The following is an 18,939-nucleotide window of genomic DNA, read 5'->3' as shown; positions in this document are numbered from 1 at the left end:
CGTACGTACAGTGCTGTGAGAGGACGGCGGTTAGTCGCCGCCTCCTACTCGATTCCATCCTTTACCTTTATAATAGAAAAAACATTTTATAAAAATGTGCATTTACACAAAAATATAAAATAGGAGAAACCTATGGAAGTGCAAAGACCAAGATATTTAAAGCGTTTAATCGATAAAAAGGATAATGGAAGGGTAAAAATCATCACCGGTATTCGACGATGCGGAAAGTCTTACCTATTATTCACTCTGTATAAAAAATATTTGCTTAGTCTTGGCATCAAAGAGGAGCAAATCATTACCATAGCTTTGGATGAGCTTCACAACATGCAGTATAGAAATCCCCTTACACTGGATGCTTACCTTCGGGAGCGCATGCAGCCGGAACAAAACTACTACATCTTTATTGACGAGATTCAATTTGTGGAAGAAGTAGAGAATCCTTATATCAAAAACAGTGAAAATAAAATTGGCTTTGTAGACCTTGTTTTAGGACTGATGAAACTTCCCAATGCGGATATTTACATTACCGGCAGCAATTCAAAGATGCTGTCCTCCGATGTTCTGACTCAGTTTCGGGACAGAGGGGATGAAATTCGGGTATATCCCTTTTCCTTTGCAGAGTTTTCCTCCTGCTATGAGGGAGACCCCAGACTGGCTTTCGAAGAATATTGTCTATATGGAGGGATGCCCACCGTCCTTAGCAGGAAAACGCCGGAAGAAAAAAGTGAATATCTGAAAAATCTCTTTCAGAATACCTATATTAAAGACGTGATGGAGAGGAACCGTATTGGCAAAGAAGCCTTTATCTTGGAAGATTTACTGGATATTGTTTCCTCTTCCATTGGCTCCCTTACCAATCCGAGAAAGCTGGAAAATACCTTTCAATCAGAAAAAAATATCAAAATCTCTCAGCTAACTATCAGCACTTATTTGGATTATTTTATTGATGCCTTTTTGATGGAAAAAGCCAGAAGATTTGATGTGAAAGGGAAAAAATACATTTCTTCACCCTACAAATATTATTTTTCCGACACCGGTCTCAGAAATGCCAGACTGAATTTTAGACAAAACGAAATGACGCACATTATGGAAAATGTCATCTACAACGAACTCCGTATGCGTGGCTTAAATGTGGACGTGGGCGTAGTGGAGCAAAACTATAAAAATGAAGAGGGCAAAAGAGCACGGAAAAATCTGGAAATTGATTTTATAGTGAATCGAGGAAGTAATAAATATTATATTCAGTCAGCCTTACATGTAGACAGCCCGGAGAAAAGAGCACAGGAAACCGCCTCCTTAAAGCAGTCCGGGGATTTCTTTAGAAAAATAGTCGTTGTAAAAGACTATATCCTCCCCAAGCATGATGAAGACGGGATTCTTTACCTTGGCGTAGAGCAGTTTTTGTTGGATGAAGGAGCTATAGATTTATAGAAGGAGAACTTATGCCAACTGAAAGTATAACAAAGAGTTTTATAGTATCAGGGAAAGAGCAGGTCGAAAAATTTGCTAATGCTATAGAAGAATCATACCAGGAGTCTTTGACAAGAAAAAAAGACTCTTCTTTACGTATTACACATCTTCGAGATGCATCTGAAGTGAAGAAATTCTTAGAACAAAGGAGCTTTAAAAAATCAAAGGAATAAAAAGATTTTTGGTGATATAAGTCTGAATAGAGATCGTTTGAGCCGAAAGCTGATGAACTGAAGCACTGTAACAATCAATGAATTAAAGCGATTGCAGTATAGGCATGAAAGAGAGCAATCCGATCTTGCCGGTACTTACCGAAAGCCTACGAAGTGAAGGACTGTAACAATCAATGGATTGAAGCGACAGATGCAGTATGGGGCTGTAATAGGGACAATCTGAGCCCGTCAGTATATGAAGACAGCCTGCGTAGCGAAAGACTGTAGAACTTGATGAGTCAAAGCGACAGATGCAGTATAGGCATGAAAGAGGGCAATCTGAGCCCGTCAGTACTTACTGAAAGCGAGCTAAAGCGAAGCTTGAAGTTAGTACTGCTACGAAGGCGAAGTTAGCGGGAGCGTGCCCGATTTCATGCCTATACTGCATCCGAGCGTCCTTTATCAATGAATACAGTCCCCCTTATGCGGCAAAGAAATACCTCTCCAGCATCAAACACAAAGCATGATAAATCGGCAGATGCAACTCCTGAATCTGATACGTCTCATTGGACGGCGCAATCAAAGAAAGGTCCGCAATCGCTCTGCCCTTTCCCCCGTCCTTTCCTGTCAGTAAAATGCTGGGGATGCCCATAGCCTTGGCAAGCTTTAGCGCATAAGAAACATTTTTGGCATTTCCGGAGGTGCTGATACAAAAGAGCAGATCCTCCGGCTTACCGTAGCCAAGGAGACACTGGGCATAAAACAGCGTTTCGTCCTGGTCATTGCTGAAGGCAGTGTGCAGGGCAGTTTGACTGCTGAAGGAAATGGCAGGCAGTCCCTGCTCCAAATGCTTTTCGAAGTAAGAGGCCTCCTCTTCTCCGAAGAGCTTTTTTACATTGGACAAAAGTTCAGGATCCAAAGGCCGCTTACTGCAAAAGGCCTTCATCAGCTCGCCTACGATATGATCCGTATCTGCGGAGCTGCCCCCGTTACCGCACAGGAGAAGCTTGCCTCCATTATCGTAGCTATCCCGCATCATGATAAAAGCCTGCCAGATATTCTCTTCGATTCCGGAAAGTACCGAGTAACGCTGTATCAGGAGAGTCAATTCCTCCCTCGCCTGTTCTTCTTTTTTGTTCTTTATTTCTATAGCCATTGCCCATTCCTCCTTTGAACTTCAGTATTTCTTTTACGGAAAATGTATTTTTCTTCTTTTAACTTCTATCAATCCCCATTGTAACGTATTTTTCATTTCCAGTCTTTTCTTCTTTCTGATTTTTTGCCTATTTTTTGGAAAAATAAGAAAAAGAAGCAAAAGTGAAAAAGAAGTTCTTGCAATCTTGTATACAAAGTAATAGAATCACTTGTAAGGATAACCTTACAAAAAGAATAAAGCTTCTCAAATAGTGCAAGAAAAATATAGAACTTGATAAATAGTACTGATTTTGGCATTCGAGAAGTAGTCATGGAGAAGAAACCATCAAGAAACCATCAAGAAACCATCAAGAAACCATCAAGAAACCATCAAGAAACAGCAATACGAAAAGGAAAGGAAAAACAACAATGAACAAGAAAGTCTCCTACGGAAAGCTCATATTCCAACGACTCCTAGGCTTGGTTCTGGTGACCGCCCTCTCCGCAGGTTGTGGAGCAGCCATGGAAAGCCAATCCGGAAGTCCATCCGAAAACCAATCCGCCGGTCAATCTGCCGATAAAGCGGAAGCAAAGTCTCCTGACGCAAAGTCCCCGGAAGCAAAGTCTCTTGATGCAAACTCGACAGACGAAAAATCCAAAGACGCAAGCTCCACCGGCGCAAAGGATAAGCTCAAGCTCTGCGTCACCACCAGCTTCTTGGAGGATATGGCGGAGGTGCTGGGAGGAGACAGCGTAGAAATCAGCTGTATTATCCCAAGAGGAGAGGATCCCCACACCTATGAGGCGAAGCCCGAGGACTTAAAGAAGATGCAGAGTGCCCAGGTGCTTTTCTACCACGGCTTACATTTTGAGGGGAAAATGCAGGATGCCCTGAAGGCACAGGGGGGCGTCATGGTTTCCAAGGATTTCCCGGAGGATAAGGTCATTCAGGCCTTCCAAGGAGAAGATGTGCCGGATCCCCATTTTTGGTTTGACCAAGACCTGTATGCACAGGCAGTCTCCACCATGGCGGCAACTTTGGAAGAAAAGCTTCCGGAGGAAAAATCTATTATCGAAGAAAGAAAAGAAGCCTATCAGAAGGAGCTGGAAGAGCTGAAAGCATATACCAAGAAAAGACTTGAGGAAATTCCCAAGGAAAGTCGAGTCTTGCTTACCCCCCACGATGCCTTCCAGTATTTTTCCAGAGCCTACGGTATAGAAGTGAAAGCGCCCCAGGGGGTAAGCACGGACGGCGAAGTGTCCGCTTATGACATGGCGGAAACCGCGCAATTTATCGTAGACCATAAGATTAAAGCCATTTTCACGGAATCCACTACCGACCCCCAGCGCATGAAGAAGCTCCAGGAATCCTGCAAGGAAAAGGGCTTTTCCGTAGAGGTGGTGGAAGGAGAAAAGGAAGGAGAGGGCGGACTCTTTAGCGACTCCCTGGGACTCCGAGGAGAGGCGGGAGACACGTACCTCACTATGGTACGCTACAACGTAGACCTGATTGTAGACCACCTGAAATAGAAGGAGAAGAGGATGGATGCAGAGAACTTTTCCTTGGCGCAATTCTCCCACGCAAATGCCGGCAGTCAAGCCGTGCTTACGAACACGTCTGTGATGCCCTCCGCCATTTCCTGTCAGGGACTTTCCGTCTCCTACGGGGAAAAAGAAGTGCTGTCCCGACTTTCCGTAGAGATTCCGGAAGGAAGCATGACCGCCATTATCGGGCCCAACGGCGCCGGAAAAAGTACTTGGATGAAGGCGGTGCTGGGGCTTCTTCCGAAAAATGCCGGAACCGTCCGCATTTTCGGAGAAGAAGGGAAAAAAGCGAAAAATTACCTTTCCTATATTCCGCAAAGCACCAAGGTAAATTGGGACTTTCCCATCACTGTGGAAGAGGTGGTAGAGATGGCGTCCTACAAAAAACGAGGCTGGTTTCTTCCTATTAGAAACGAGGATCGGGAGAAAAGAGACAAGGCACTGGAGGAAATGGGCTTAACAGAACTACGAAAACGGCAGATTAGCCAACTTTCCGGAGGGCAGAAGCAGAAGGTTTTCCTGGCGAGAGCTCTGGCGGAAGAAGCCAAACTCTTCCTCTTAGATGAGCCCTTCGCCGCAATTGACCAAAAAAGCGAACGAAGCATCACGGAAAAGCTGAAGGAATTCAAGAAAATGGGAAAGACCATCCTCTGCATCCACCACGATCTGAGCCGTTTGCAGGAGAACTTTGATTATATCCTGTGGATTAAGGCGGGAAGCTACGGCTTCGGAAGAGCTGAAGAGGTATTGAGCCCTGAAAACGTAGAAGCCATTTTTTCATACTAAACCATGTTTGCATAAGAAAATTGCTATTTCTCCATAAGAGGCTTGCTCTATAAATGAGATTTCCCGATACAGCAAGCTTCCCCATAGAAAGCGAAAGCCTATGTTCTTTTTATCCTATGATTTCTTTGTGATTGCCCTCCCCCTGGGGGTGCTGGCCCTCAGTGCTGCTCTCGTCGGAGGAATTCTTCTCTATAAAAAGCAAAGCCTGCTGGGAGATGCTCTGGGACACGGAACCTATCCCGGAGTGATTCTGGCCTATATGCTCTTTGCCACCAAGTCCCCTAAGATTCTTGCCCTGGGCGCTGCATTTACAGCCTTTTGTACTCTCCGCATTATCCAAAGCCTCACGAAGGAAGAGCAGGGAATGCGGGGAGAAAGCGCTCTGGCGCTAAGCCTAAGCGGAATGTTCGGACTGGGAATGGTTTTAAAAACTGTAATCACGGGAAATCCCCACTTTGCCAAAGCCTCCCAATCCGGCCTGAAAAGCTTTCTCTTCGGCTCCGCAGCCTTCCTGCAAAAGGAAGACTTTGTTCTGATTCTCTTCTGGAGCTTGTTTAGCCTAAGTCTTTTCTTCTTATTTAGAAGGGCATTTTGTCTCTATTGCTTCGACCCGGAGTATGGAGAATTTCTGGGCATGGAGGAGAGGAAAATGCATATCCTGCTCCGGTTTCTTCTGATACCCCTCCTTGCTCTGGGCATCAAAATGCTGGGGGTGCTTCTAATGGCATCCTTTTTGGTTCTGCCAATGCTTTTTGCCAGAGAGCTGTCCGGAAGGCGAAACGTCATTTTCCTGCTGGCGGGACTGCTGTCTCTCTTCTATTCCCTGCTGGGAACGGGACTAAGCCTTAGATACAAGGGCTTTTCCACCGGAGCCGGCATCATCGTGCTGATGGGAGGAAGCCTTATGCTACTGCTTTTCCTGAAAGAGCTCCGTGCAGGCATCCAAAGCTTAGGTCACAAAACATTGTCCTGAAACTACTGAAAAGTTTCTTCCTGAAACTACTGAAAAGTTTCTTCCTAAAACCACTGAAAAGTCTCTTCCCATAAGAAAGGAGTGCCATGCCGGAAATCTGTCTGGTCTTTCTTCTCTGCGCTGTAGCCACAGGCATGCTCAGTCCCTATGTCTATTATAGAAATTGCAGTATGTCCATAGATGCCCTGTCCCACACCTCTCTATTGGGGATCGTCCTAAGCTTTAGCCTCATCAAAGACCTGTCCTCCCCCCTGCTGATTTTGGGCACAGGAGTTTTCGCCCTCTTCACCTTCTATTGCATAGAATTGCTACAGGAAAAGCTTCGTTGGAAAAGAGAGGAGAGTCTGGGTTTTCTCTTCCCCTTCTTCTTTGCTCTGGGCATACTCCTTTTAAGCCTATATTACCGAAACGTCCATTTGGACACGGATATGGTGCTGATGGGAAATCCCTTCCTGATACCCTTCCAAAGAACTCTGGGGATGCCTGTCGCTTTTTGGAAAATGTTGTTCTGCCTGGTCTTAAACACCGCCTTTCTGCTGATTAGCTACCGTCCCATGAAGAAGCTGCTTTTTGAAGGAGAGGAGGCGGGGCAAATGTCAAAAAGTCAAAGACGTCTTCATTATGCCCTGCTCTTTTGCATCGTTATCACAAGCATATCCTCCTTTGATACGGTGGGAGGAATCCTGACCATTTCCCTCTTTGTAGCTCCCATTGCCGTGGCAAGACTCTACAGCAGGAATCTGCAGGAATGTATTCTCTATAGCATAGCCTTTGCTCTGCTACACGCTATAGTGGCGTTAATACTATCCTTTCGCTTCAACATCTCTCTATCCGGATGCTGCGCCTTTGTCGGTATGCTGGACGGGTTGATACAAAATGAATGGAAGAAGGCACATCGAAAAGGAGCTGCCATTCCTATAAAAGCCGGGTGATTTTATAGAGAAGAAGGCAGCCATAGTCTATTTTCACAAAGCAAAAAACTTGTAATTTAAGAATATTACTTAAATAATCGGCGTTAAAATATTAAAATGGGGAATAATGACGGAAACGCTTGCGTTTTATTTAGAAAGGGTTTATATTTCCTGTAATGGAGAAGAAAAAAATTGAATAATTGCGACTATGCAACACAGAAAAAGAAAGGAAGAGGTCTGTAGTAAGAGTCTATACAGGAGGCCAGATGACACAGAACCGGGAGGACTACATCAAGGCGATTTTTAAGATTGCTGAACGCGAAGGAGAGGCCAGTAATCAGAGAATTGCGGATAGTCTGGGAGTTTCCAGGGCATCAGCATCAGAAATGGTGAAGAAACTGATTCAAGAAGGTTTTGTAGTAGCGGAGGGGAGACAGCTATCCTTGAGCGCAGAGGGAGAGCGGATCGCCAAACGCATTTTAAGCAGACACCGTTTGTGGGAAAGCTTTTTGATGACCAAGCTTCAATATGAAGAAGCGGAAGTCCACGAACAGGCGGAGCAGCTGGAGCACATCAGCGATGAGAAGCTGATAGAACGTTTGAACGCATATTTACATTTTCCGAAGACCTGTCCCCACGGGGCAATCATCTATGAAAATGAAGACAAGGCGTAAGAACTCTTTTTCGTGCGCGTAAATATAGGGAGAAAGGACTTCTTCCGAATCTTTTGCGCGAAAATACAGCTGAGAAGAAAAAGAAACAAGAAAAAACTAAAAAAATATTAAGAAATATTGCACAGAAAATCGAAGGAACGAGAAGATATTTAAAGCATTTTGAATAGGCGAAAAATGGGATAAAACGGGAAAAACCCTTTTCATGACATTTAAAGGGCCTTTTGCGCAAAGTCTATTGAAATAAAAACTGCTTTTGCTAGAATACGGGATACAGAGAAGGAACGCCCGCAACATCGAGCCTGAACTGTACTGAGTAAGAATAAGGAAAGAAGATTCTAAGAAAGTGGAAAAGTAATCTTAAAGGAAACTTCCGGAAAGTCTAAGAATGTCTGAGAACTTTTCGAAAGTCTGAAAGAAAGCTTTCGGATTCTTTCAAAGAATCGTAAACCCAACAGTACGAAAAAGGTGGTCGATGGCATGAAGAATTATCGTAGAAATAATTATATAGGGAAGATGAAGAAGGGATTCAAGCAGAAGTTATCCTTGCTGATGATTGCTTGTCTTTTGTTCACCGGCTATCGTGGACTTACCATTTCCGGACGAGCAGATTCCTCTCATACCGAACAGAATAACGAAATCGAAGTAAGCGGAAGCCAAGTAAAGGTACAGCTCCTTGGTGCGGATCTTCGGAGAGCGGCTACAGAAGCTATCCTGAAGGGCGAGAAAGTGGGAAAGAGCAACCTTCGTTCCTACAGCAAGGATCAGGAACTGGTGACAGAGTTCGAAGAGTACTTTGACGGAGAGAAAGAGATTTACAACATTCCTCTGAACAGTATCGCCGAGAATCTGGAAGAAAGCCTGAACGCTGAAGAAGCCGGCTTACAGATTTATGTAGAAAGAGATGCGAAGGACTTAGACAGACTGGTTCGTAAGGAAAGTAAAGAAAGCTTACTGCTCTACAGCAAAGAGAGTGCAGTAGCAGGACTTCTTCCTAAGAAAGAAGAAGCAACAACTGTTTCCTTAACAGAAGAAGAGAAAGCATCTGACAGTAACCTTGAAAGAAACACAGAGCTAACCGGAAGCGAGCTCATCACCTTCGTGTATGAGAACAAGTCTACAGAAAGAATGACCTTCCAGCTCTCTGTTGATGGTAATAAATATCCGAAAGTAACCGTGGCTTCCAAGACAAGCCTGTTCAAGCAGTTCTTGAGCGATGCCAAGAAGGCACAGGCAGAAGCTAAGAATGCCAAGGCTACAGAAGCTAAGGCTGAAAGCACAGAAGCACAGACTGTAGAAGCTTCCAAAGTAGAAGAGAGTTCTACCGAAGCTAAGCAGGAAGTTGCAGAAAGCAAAGCAACTGAAGCAACTAAAGCTACAGAGGAAAGCAAGGCTTCCGAGGAAGCACGTAAGGATGATTCGGAAGTAGCAATCGTAAGTACCGCTGCAGAAGCAGTAGCGGAATCCACTGAAGCCAAGGCTGAAGTGAAGACAGAAGCTTCAGAAGAAGCAACAGAAGCTAAGGTAGAAGCTACTGAAGCGGAAGTTAAAGAAACCGTAGCTAAAGCCGAGACAGCTCAGGCTGAAAAGGCAACAGAAGCACAGAAAGAAGTTGTAGAAGACGGCAGTCTTCTGAAAGATATTACAGAGCACAGCGAAGAAATCCTTCCTGAATTACAATCTGTTCGTTTTACCCAGTACAGCTTGAACGAACTTGGTAGAAAGAGCCAGAACGTAGAGATTGAAGGATTCGGTAACGTACAGGTATTCTACGACGAAGCGGCATTTGACGGCGATGTAGTATTAGAAGCAAAGCGTCTCTTCAAGCCGGACGAAGAAGTAGAAGGAGAAAAGCTTTCCGAAGAGCAGGTTAAGGTTCTAAAAGAGCATTCTATCTACGACGATGCAGCTAGCTTGGATATCCGCTTTGTGGATAAGAAAGACAGCACTGTAGAAGTAGAGCCAAAGTCTCCGGTATCTGTAAGAATTAGTATTGATAAGAAAGCTTTGCCGGTAGAGGTTTCCTCTGATGCAATTTCTATCCATCACTTGGTGGAGAATAATGAAACAAAAGAGATTGAAAGAGTAGACACCGTTGTTCAATCAAATAATTATAAAAACATTGTCGTAAAAGATGATGTTGCTGGAAATGAAGAATCTGAAAAGAAATTGGAAGATTCAATTAGCACCTTGAAAACAGGAAATAACGATAAAAAAGAAGAAATGATTACTAAAGAATTTACAGTAGAGTCATTTTCTCTTTATCAAATTACTTTTGAAGATTTAGGAGAATGTTTGCCAATAAGGTTTCATTATGTTGATAAGAATTTCAATGAAATCGGCCCAACAGTACGCGTGGATTTAAAATACTGGTCTGGTATAACGTATATGACAGATAATTATGGCAAAACTCAATATACAACATACGATGGTCCGAAACGTAATTATTACAATAGAAATGAAGCTAAAAAAAATCCGGAAGATCGGGAAAAAGCCGGAGAGGCAATGAAAACTTTTAGGGGTTACAAATTCTTAGAAGTGTACCCATTCAAAGCTTCAGAAGATCATTTGGATAAAAATTCCGCAAATCATGATGACTACTTCGATATTAATTACAAGTATTCACCAAACTCGAAGGAATTTGGTGAGGGTGTAGACTTTATAGATGATACGGGTTTCCAAACTGTAAGAGCAAGAAATGAAAACAGAGATGTAACTAGATGGATTGTATATAAGAATTATCAGTACGCTTTTTGCGGAACTAATGACTTCTATTTTGTGTATGATATAGAACCCAAAGAGGCGCAGAAAAGAACTATAGAAGATGTGGAGTCTAAACAAGATAAGTATATCAAGGATAATCAAGATGGTACTTATGATTTGACCTTAAGCGCACAGGTGAAGAAAAAAAGTAAGCCTGAAAATCTGGATATTGTATTTTTGGTAGAAACAACAAAAACCATGGATGCATCATTTGATACCAAAAATGAAAAAACCAGAAGCAGAAGAGAAGCTGTTCAGGACTATCTTTCTGAAATGGTAACCAGTTTATCAAAGAATTCAAACTATAATTTAAGATTTGGATTAGTTGGATTTGGAGGTAGTAAAACAGATGATGGTACTACAATAAGCGATACAGCTTTTAATGATGTGACTTATGTAGGAGGATTTACAAATTCTGCAAGTGATTTCAATAATATGCTTGCAAACTTACCTGAAAGCGAAGGTGGCCAGACAGGTCCAAACTATACTGCTGCAATTATGGGAGCAAGAAGGCTGATTGATGATAGTTTCATTGGCAATTTCGATGGAGCAGATCACGTAACTTCAAGTTCTGTAGGACATGATACAAATAAAATCATTGTCTTAATTGCAGATAATGATCCCGTTTACAGCTATGTTCTAGAAAATGGGGTATATGATGAAACAAGGAAGACGAACGGTGGATTAAGCAACTTCACAGCATCGCTACAAAAAGGCTACTCTTATGGAAATGGGGTTGATTTCAGTAGGGTTGCGTTAAATCAAGCGAGAGGATTTCTTTCAAATTTTAATGGCAATTCATATACAGCATTTTATACCATAGGAATTGGTAATAAGGATAACTGGAAGCATTTGAAAGAATTGACTCAAGCACATGGACCTAGTGAGTTTACTGGGGACGATCATAGACCTTGGGAAGAAGTACCTAAAACAAATAAAGGAAAGTTTATAAGAGCAAAATCTGCGTTGTTGAAGGGAGCAGATAGTAAGATATTTGATGGTTCAACTCCGGAAAGTCTTAAGTCGAGTATTATAGATTTGGGACAAAAGATAGCTCCAAATGCAACAGAACTTACAATTACAGATACCTTAAGTGAAAATGTAACTCTGGTAAATGATACAGAACTTAAGGCTGAAGTATTTAAGATGCAAGCCAATGGAGTAGATACTGATGGAAACGCGTTAACAGTAGATCAACTTAAGGAACTAGGCTTAAATAGGTTTATACTTGAGAAACCTAATCCTGCTTTACAACAAGGTGGAGAGATAAAGTTAACAACGGATCCTTCAGATTTCAGTTTGCCGGCGGGCTATGAGATTCGACTGACTGCTAAGATTAAGCCGAGTGCTAAGGCTTATGAAAAGTTAAGTAAAGGCCAAGCTTCAAATGACCGCGGAGGTGACCGTACAGACCTGCAAGATATCTATCGTAAAGAAAAAATAAATTTACCTAGCGATTATACAGATAAAGCTCTATATGGAACTTCAGCCGGAAAATATGGTTTATTTACGAATAATGAAGCGCATTTCAGCTATAAGTGGAAAGGAAAGACACCAAAAACTCCATACAATAAACCAATCATTAAAGTTCAAAATAGAGATTTGACTATTGAAAAGCAGATTGTTGGACTTAAAGGAGAGGGTTACAAAGTAATAGAAAATGATAAGAGTAAAATTGGCGGAGTTCCTGAGCAAAAAATAACTGAATTAGGAAAGGCTATACTACGAGATATAAAAATTACAGTATATGAAGTACAAGAAGATGGAAAAGATAAAGAATATGTAAGCTTTAAACTTTATCGAGATGAATTTTTGGAAGATCAAGGTAAAGAACTTGAGTTCACCGTTGGTAATATAACTGTAAAACGACATCAAGTAGTATATAATCAGCCATACGATCGCTTATCTTTCAGCTACACGATTACAGGACTTAATCCGAATAAGAAGTACAAAGTTGTGGAGAATGTTCCTGAGAAGTCTTATGGAAATGCATCAGAAAAAGATTCGTACAAGCTTATTTCTAAAGAAAATAATACTGATGAAAAGGCATTTGCTTTGACAGAGCATAGTGCAGTAACCATTAAGAATACTTATCAACCTAAGGAACCAAAGACAGATATTACAGTCAAGAAAATTGTAAGAGAATTTAATGGTACAGCAGTAACAAAAGAAGCAAAAGATAAAGAATTTGATTTCTATCTCGGTTTGTTTACTGATCAAACAGTGGATAATGTAAAGAAGAGAAAATCATTTACTAAGGAAGAGTTAGAGTCAGTAGTAAATGATTACTATCAAAAATCAGGCAGAGAAAAAACGGTTGAAGTAATTAAATTAGATAATATTGAAATCGATCCAGATACTGGAACTTTGTTTGAAGATGCATTAGAAACTGGGCATTATGTTATTCATTTTAAGTTAAAGCATAACGAAAAAATAACACTTCCATTAGACAATGGCATAAAGTATCGAGTATATGAAAAGCAAGAAAATGGCTATAAAAAGCCAAAATACTCACTCACTGAAGAGAAAAGTGGAGTCGAAGAGTTTTGTACTGTAATTAAAGCGAATGGCTTATGGTATGCTTGCACAGCATCTAAAGTTGTAAACAAAACTACAGTAACTTTGTATAATCCAAGAATAACAATGGTGCCAACAGGTTTAGTGTATGATTTTACACCATACCTCTTCGGAATCTTCGGATTTGTAGCAATGGCAGGTGCATACCTCACCATTAGCAAAAAAAGAAGAGAAGTATAAGACTCCTCTTCAGCACATTCTCAATTAAACATTCACCCGCTTCTGCTACAGATACATCTGTTGCAGGACAGAAGTTGGAAAAGAACTTCGTAACAGAAGACCGACGAAAGGAGTTGAAATGGCGACTCCTGCGTCACTACAACAGCTGCATCTGTAGCAGAAGCGGACTGAATAATTGCCTTTAGATACACTATCGGCAAAGACAAAACAAATATAAGTCTTTTTTCTTAGGAAAAAGAAAGGAGGTTCAGACATGGTACGGCATGGTAAATTGGCGAGGGAACGCCCACGGAGCCGAAGGATGTATCTCGATACAACGTGAGCTGAAACTCAACAAGTAACTTTAATAATTTGAAGGGTCGCTCCTTCTCATTATAAATCACACAACGTTTCTACTATTTTTTAAAAAGGAGAACAAGATGAGAAAGAATTTAAACAGACTTGCAACTCTGGCATTATCCGGAATGATGGTAATGTCTATGGCAGTACCTGCTATGGCTGCACAGAATTTTGACCAGCCGGAAATCAACAAGGTACTTTACACAGATGGTCATACTTTTGCACCGAACACAACATTTACATTTGATGTAACACATGATTCTTCTGTTACATCCTTCAAGAACGGTGAGTCTACAGTTACTCTCAGCACACCTAAGGATACAGCTAAAAACTCCGCTGTAACAGTTGCTCCAATCAAATTCAATCCTGCAGATGATCAGTTGGGAACCAGGTTAGATAATGATGGAAATGTTTTCAGAAAGTCCGGTGCCATCAATGTAAACCTTGATAAGTTTCCTGGAGAAGGTTATTACCTATTCAATTTAAAGGAGCATAAGGGAACTTATGAGGGTATCAGATATGATGAGCATGATTACAAGCTCTTAGTAATCATCTATAAGGATGAGGCTGATCATGACAAGTTAAAGTCCAAAGTTGTAGTTAGCAGAGTTGGTGCAAACAATACTAGCGTTAAGACCTCTTCTATCGGAAACAACTATGGTAGAGAGACACCACCACCTACGACTCCGGAAAATCCTCCTGTAACACCACCTGAGACTCCAGAGAATCCTCCTATCACACCGGATACTCCAGATAATGATACACATGATGTATTAATCAAGAAGGTTGTTAAGGGAGCTATGGCTAACAAGTCCATGACCTTCGACTTTGAGATTAAGATTGAGAGTGATAAGCTTGGAGATAAGGATGGCCATGAGTACTATGCAGTAACCGGTGAGAATGTTGCAGCTGGAACATTTATCGAGTCTGATGTACAGGATGCAAAGGTTTTCCACGTTAAGGACGGTGGAGAAGGAATTCGTATTTGGGGACTTACTAATGGAGATAAGATTACTGTTAAGGAGGCTAACGGTACAGGTTATACAATGTTAGTAAAGACTGAGACTCCTTCTCTTATCACTGGTCTTACCGATGCAGATAAGGATGTAACAGCTACCTACACTACAGTTTTCAATGCAGTCCATGATGATGCAAAGGTTACAGTAACCAACAAGAAGGATGCTATTACTCCTACCGGTATTGTAATGAATGTTGCTCCTTACGCTATGATGCTTGCAGTAGCTGGCGGATTAGGTGTAGTATTCATGAACCGCAAGAAGGAAGAGGAATAATTCTTTCTCTATAAAAAATGTTTTCAGAATATGGCGTTAACTTACCGTAGAGCATAAATTCTTCTTCTCCAAAAATAGCGCGAAAGTAAGAGAACAAGATATTTTGAATCAGTATCAAAATCTCCGGGTGGCTTTGCCACCCGGAAGAGATACTGGAAATCGTATGTAGATTGGTTTTTTGAAAGCTTCAAGAAACCCATGTACACACGGTGTACAGCAGGAAAAGGAGTGGAAAGGACAAGGAATGAATACAGCAGCAAAAGCCGCTAGAGCCGGAGATAAAGTATTATCAGTCCTGGCGATTGTCCTCATGGTTACCATGTTGGCCTTTGGTGGATACTCTCTTTGGGACACCTACATTACGATGTCAGGTGCTTTTCTAAATGGAGATTTACTAAAATATAAGCCTTCAGTAGATAATCCGGAATATACCAGATTAAGTCTGGAAGAGCTTACTAAGATTAATCCGGATACAAGAGGCTGGATAACCATTGATGGAACCCACATTGACTACCCCATGGTTCAGGGAAGAGACGACATGGAGTATGTAAACAAAAGTGTCACCGGTAATTTTTCATTATCCGGAGCAATTTTCTTAAGTGCCTATAATCAGGCAGATTTTTCAGACCCCTATATGCTTACCTATGGACACCATATGGATAACGGGGGGATGTATGGAGATGTAATGGAGTATGTTCACAAGGAATACTTCGATAAGCATCTTACTGGAAATCTATTCATGCCGGATGGTAGAGCGCGGAAGATGGAAGTATTTGCTGCTATTGAATGTGATGCATATGACAACATGATTTATAGCACTGAAGACAAAAAGGGACACATTATGGAACTGGTGGAATATCTGAAAAAAAATTCCACAAACTTTAGAGATATTGGGATTAAGGAAAGCGACCAGATTATGGCACTCTCCACCTGTGTATCACTGGAAACAAATGGTAGGGTTGTTGTATTAGCAAGAGTAAACCCATAAGGGAGGAAAACGGAAATGAAAGCAAAAGACATTTTAATAAAGGCTGGTACAGTATTATCAGCGGTGCTATTCCTTTCCGCAGGATTGGGATTTTCATCCCAGGCAGCTGCGCAAAGTGCAAGCTTAAAGATTCCGGTAAAGATTAGCACATCAGGCGCTGCACCGGAGGAAACCTATACAGTTACGATTGAAAGAGATCCTTCCAATCCAAACGCTCCACTGCCTTCACCGAATCAGGTAAGTGTTAAAGGAACTGGAGCAAAGGATTATATCCTGGAATTTCCGGAGATGGTATATACCACAGAAGGCGACTATAAGTATACAATTAAGCAGACTGTAGGAACACAAAGCAATTTTACCTACGACAGCAGAACCTATACACTTTTGGTAAAGACCACGGAAATTACAACAGATGCTAACGGAGATGAAATTTCTCCGTATATTTTACCGGTATTCTGGGTAGGAACAGGAGAGAATTCGGCAAAGCATGGAGATATTTCCTTCTATAACCGTTATAACAGAGGTGGTGGTGGAAATCCTCCTAGCCCGAATCCAGGTCCTAACCCGGGTCCTAATCCTAGTCCTAATCCAAACCCGAATCCCAGTAATCCTTCCGTACTTGGTGCAACAAGACCTAGTAGCGTAGAACCCGGAGTTCTCGGCGTAGACAGAGAGCCAAAGGTTCCTGAAGTATTGGGAGCATTGAGACAGGTAGCAACCGGAGATGCAAGCTTCATGGCATTATACGGACTCTTTGCAGCATTATCCCTCATGTCTCTTATTTTCTGGGGACTTGGTTATAAAAAGCAGGGACAGAAGAAAGAGAACAGAGGCTAAATCTAAAGATTCAGCCATATACAATCAACTAAGGATTTGATTCGATGCGATTTCTTCAGAATCGCAAAAACCCAAGGATGGATAAGCCGCAAGGCACTTCAGGCTAAGCAACTTCATTGACGAATCATAGCTTAAGTTGAGCGAAAGAGGAAGAAGTGAAAAGCACCTAATGCTTATCCTAAAAAATATAAGTGCAAAAGTTGTAGAAGCAACTGGTGTGACACCGTGGGACATGGTGTTATATGTCCTAGATGAAAATCTATTTGTTCTAAAAAACTTCCAAGTTCTGCTTGGAAGTTTTTTGTACTATAATAAATTATAGACTATAAATATTCACAAGTTGTATGCTTGAAAAGTTGAGTCATGCAAAGATAAGGCTTTTTAAAGCTACATCTTACTTAGAGGACAAGTAGTCTAAGCACATAAGAGAAAGAATATAACGTAAAAGTAGAAATATAGAACAAAGGATAGCAATGGATAAGAAAACAACAGTATTTTTGGCAAAAAAATTATTTACAGAATTGGTATTTAATACCGCTTACATTGAAGGTGTAAATGTTACCTTCCCTCAGACGCAGACTATATTGGATGGCGGAATCGTGAATCAGGTACCGGTTTCCGATATCCAGACGGTACTGAACCTAAGAGATGCCTGGCGTTATTGTATTAACAACTTTGAAAGCACAACGAACTACGACTTTCTTTGTAAATTAAACGAAATGGTATCTCGCAATGAAAGCCTAGCTTGGGGTAGCCTGCGAACAGGAAAAGTCGGCATCAGCGGAACAGAATATATGCCTGAAATACCCAAGGAAGAAGAAGTAAAGGAAGAGCTACATAAGATTCTTTCCATATCCGATACGGTGGAGAAAGCACTGGAAAGCTTTTGCTATATCGTCTATCATCAGCTCTTTTGGGATGGGAACAAAAGAACAGCCACCATATTTGCCAGCAAAATACTTATGGAAGCAGGGATAGGGATTCTTAGTATCGGAAAGTCTGAAGGAGAGAAGTTTAACGAGACTCTATTACAGTATTATGATAACGGAGACAGTAAGGAACTTAAAGAATGCTTAAAGACTTGCATACTTTCGATGTGATTATAGACTATCTCTGTAAATCGGAAGAACTTTAAAACATTTTCCTCATTCTATGTTATAGTAGTTAAGATATTATCAATGAGGCCACAAAAAGAAGATGGAATAAAATTCCAAAACACTCAAAGAAAAACTAGAACAATTAGAAAACATGGAGGAAAAGTCCAATGGCATTACAAGTAGAAAAAGGAAGACCGGTGCAAAATGAAGGCAGAAGCAAGAAGGAGCTTGCAGTTTACGATTATCTGGACAAGCAGGGCATTGCCTATGAGAGAGTAGACCATCCGGAGGCACATACCATGGAGGATTGTATCCCCATTGAAGAGGCTCTGGGGGCAAAGGTTTTCAAAAACCTGTTTTTAACCAATAGTAAGCACAGCTATTACTATTTGCTCCTGATGCCTGGAGATAAGCCCTTTAAAACCAAGGAGCTGTCCGCACAGCTTGGGGTGTCCCGACTTTCCTTTGCTGAGCCGGAGGAGATGGAAGAGGTCTTAGGATGCACACCGGGATCTTCCTCCATTTTCGGACTGATTCATGATAAAGAGGATCTGGTAGAGCTTTTGGTGGATAAGGATCTGATGAAGGAGGAATATCTCTGTGCCCATCCCTGCCATAACATTGCCACCTTGAAGGTAAAAACCTCCGACCTTTTCGGGAAGTTCTTAAAGTCCACAAAGCACTATAAGACAGAGGTGCAATTAAAGGGCGAGGAATAGGACAATAGAAAAATAAAGCGTTTAGAACATCGAAATGCCTTGACATAGGGCGAGTCTCCATGCTATCCTATAGCAGAACTTGGGGCAACGCCCTATTTTTTATGCACTAATTTCGTAGTCATGCGAAGTTAAAAATCATTGGAGGTGAAAGCCGTGCGTACAAAGATTATATTAGCATGTACAGAATGTAAGCAGAGAAACTACTTTATTACCAAAGAGAAGAAGCTTCATCCGGAGCGTATGGAAGTAACAAAGTTTTGCAAGTTCTGTAAGAAGCACACGCTGCATAAGGAGACAAAGTAATGCAAGATGAAAAGAAATCCGGAGGAGCCGGATTCATTGCAGGGTTAAAATCTGAATTTAAGAAGATTGTTTTCCCCACACGTCAGGAAGTGATTAAGCACTCTGTTGCAACCATCGTTCTTAGTGTGTTGGTAGGCCTTTTGATTACAGGTTTAGACATTGCTATGAAGTGGGGTCTTGGATTGATTCTTGTAAAGTAAAG

16 protein-coding genes are annotated in these 18,939 nt (G+C 41.5%); 15 read left to right on the top strand and 1 reads right to left on the bottom strand.

Annotation, left to right across the window (positions count from 1 at the left end; genetic code table 11):
• The first annotated feature begins 132 nt into the window (after positions 1 to 132).
• Together RYO92_RS05690 and RYO92_RS05685 are read left to right on the top strand one after the other, a co-directional pair.
• Positions 133 to 1,431 (top strand): ATP-binding protein, encoded by a 1,299-nt coding sequence (locus RYO92_RS05690; RefSeq protein WP_315369750.1) that lies wholly within the window; start codon positions 133 to 135, stop codon positions 1,429 to 1,431.
• An 11-nt stretch (positions 1,432 to 1,442) separates the two neighbouring features.
• Positions 1,443 to 1,643, top strand: a complete 201-nt coding sequence (locus RYO92_RS05685) for a hypothetical protein (RefSeq protein WP_315369749.1) — start codon at positions 1,443 to 1,445, stop codon at positions 1,641 to 1,643.
• Between the two features lie 460 nt (positions 1,644 to 2,103).
• On the opposite strand, the gene RYO92_RS05680 is transcribed toward RYO92_RS05685, so the two are convergent.
• The gene (locus tag RYO92_RS05680; RefSeq protein WP_315369748.1) at positions 2,104 to 2,778 is read right to left on the bottom strand and encodes a D-sedoheptulose-7-phosphate isomerase; all 675 of its coding nucleotides are present in this window, start codon (positions 2,776 to 2,778) and stop codon (positions 2,104 to 2,106) included.
• 407 nt (positions 2,779 to 3,185) lie between these two features.
• Here RYO92_RS05680 and RYO92_RS05675 point away from each other — a divergent pair, with 407 nt between their 5' ends.
• The 13 genes from RYO92_RS05675 to secE all read left to right on the top strand — a co-directional run bounded on the left by RYO92_RS05675 (position 3,186) and on the right by secE (position 18,937).
• A complete protein-coding gene (locus RYO92_RS05675; protein ID WP_315369747.1) occupies positions 3,186 to 4,286 on the top strand; it encodes a metal ABC transporter solute-binding protein, Zn/Mn family in 1,101 nt (366 codons plus the stop codon).
• A 12-nt stretch (positions 4,287 to 4,298) separates the two neighbouring features.
• A complete protein-coding gene (locus tag RYO92_RS05670; protein WP_308578945.1) occupies positions 4,299 to 5,087 on the top strand; it encodes a metal ABC transporter ATP-binding protein in 789 nt (262 codons plus the stop codon).
• A 100-nt stretch (positions 5,088 to 5,187) separates the two neighbouring features.
• Entirely contained in the window at positions 5,188 to 6,060 is an 873-nt protein-coding gene (locus tag RYO92_RS05665; protein WP_315369746.1) for a metal ABC transporter permease, read from the top strand.
• 86 nt (positions 6,061 to 6,146) lie between these two features.
• Positions 6,147 to 6,992, top strand: a complete 846-nt coding sequence (locus RYO92_RS05660; RefSeq protein ID WP_315369745.1) for a metal ABC transporter permease — start codon at positions 6,147 to 6,149, stop codon at positions 6,990 to 6,992.
• A 245-nt stretch (positions 6,993 to 7,237) separates the two neighbouring features.
• On the top strand, positions 7,238 to 7,645 hold the full coding sequence (locus RYO92_RS05655) for a metal-dependent transcriptional regulator (RefSeq protein WP_183683622.1): 408 nt from the start codon (positions 7,238 to 7,240) through the stop codon (positions 7,643 to 7,645).
• Between the two features lie 477 nt (positions 7,646 to 8,122).
• Complete coding sequence (locus tag RYO92_RS05650) at positions 8,123 to 13,162, top strand: cell envelope integrity protein TolA (RefSeq protein WP_315369744.1); 5,040 nt, start codon at positions 8,123 to 8,125, stop codon at positions 13,160 to 13,162.
• Positions 13,163 to 13,581: 419 nt separating this feature from the next.
• Positions 13,582 to 14,793, top strand: coding sequence for a QVPTGV class sortase B protein-sorting domain-containing protein (locus tag RYO92_RS05645; RefSeq protein WP_315369743.1), 1,212 nt, complete (start codon positions 13,582 to 13,584; stop codon positions 14,791 to 14,793).
• 244 nt (positions 14,794 to 15,037) lie between these two features.
• Complete coding sequence (srtB, locus tag RYO92_RS05640; RefSeq protein ID WP_315369742.1) at positions 15,038 to 15,781, top strand: class B sortase; 744 nt, start codon at positions 15,038 to 15,040, stop codon at positions 15,779 to 15,781.
• Positions 15,782 to 15,796: 15 nt separating this feature from the next.
• Positions 15,797 to 16,618, top strand: a complete 822-nt coding sequence (locus RYO92_RS05635; protein WP_315369741.1) for a Spy0128 family protein — start codon at positions 15,797 to 15,799, stop codon at positions 16,616 to 16,618.
• 473 nt (positions 16,619 to 17,091) lie between these two features.
• Complete coding sequence (locus RYO92_RS05630) at positions 17,092 to 17,718, top strand: Fic family protein (protein WP_315369740.1); 627 nt, start codon at positions 17,092 to 17,094, stop codon at positions 17,716 to 17,718.
• Between the two features lie 164 nt (positions 17,719 to 17,882).
• The gene (locus tag RYO92_RS05625) at positions 17,883 to 18,434 is read left to right on the top strand and encodes a prolyl-tRNA synthetase associated domain-containing protein (protein WP_315369739.1); all 552 of its coding nucleotides are present in this window, start codon (positions 17,883 to 17,885) and stop codon (positions 18,432 to 18,434) included.
• Between the two features lie 153 nt (positions 18,435 to 18,587).
• Complete coding sequence (gene rpmG / locus RYO92_RS05620) at positions 18,588 to 18,737, top strand: 50S ribosomal protein L33 (protein ID WP_007158184.1); 150 nt, start codon at positions 18,588 to 18,590, stop codon at positions 18,735 to 18,737.
• Positions 18,737 to 18,937 (top strand): preprotein translocase subunit SecE, encoded by a 201-nt coding sequence (secE, locus tag RYO92_RS05615; RefSeq protein ID WP_007158183.1) that lies wholly within the window; start codon positions 18,737 to 18,739, stop codon positions 18,935 to 18,937. Before rpmG ends, secE begins: the two co-directional genes overlap by 1 nt.
• Positions 18,938 to 18,939: the final 2 nt, after the last annotated feature.

Origin of the sequence: Oribacterium sinus, assembly GCF_963553175.1 — a bacterium.
In the GTDB taxonomy this organism is placed as follows: Bacteria; Bacillota; Clostridia; order Lachnospirales; family Lachnospiraceae; genus Oribacterium; species Oribacterium sinus_B.
Note: the sequence above shows the minus strand (reverse complement) of the source record. Positions and strands in the feature narration are given on the sequence as shown.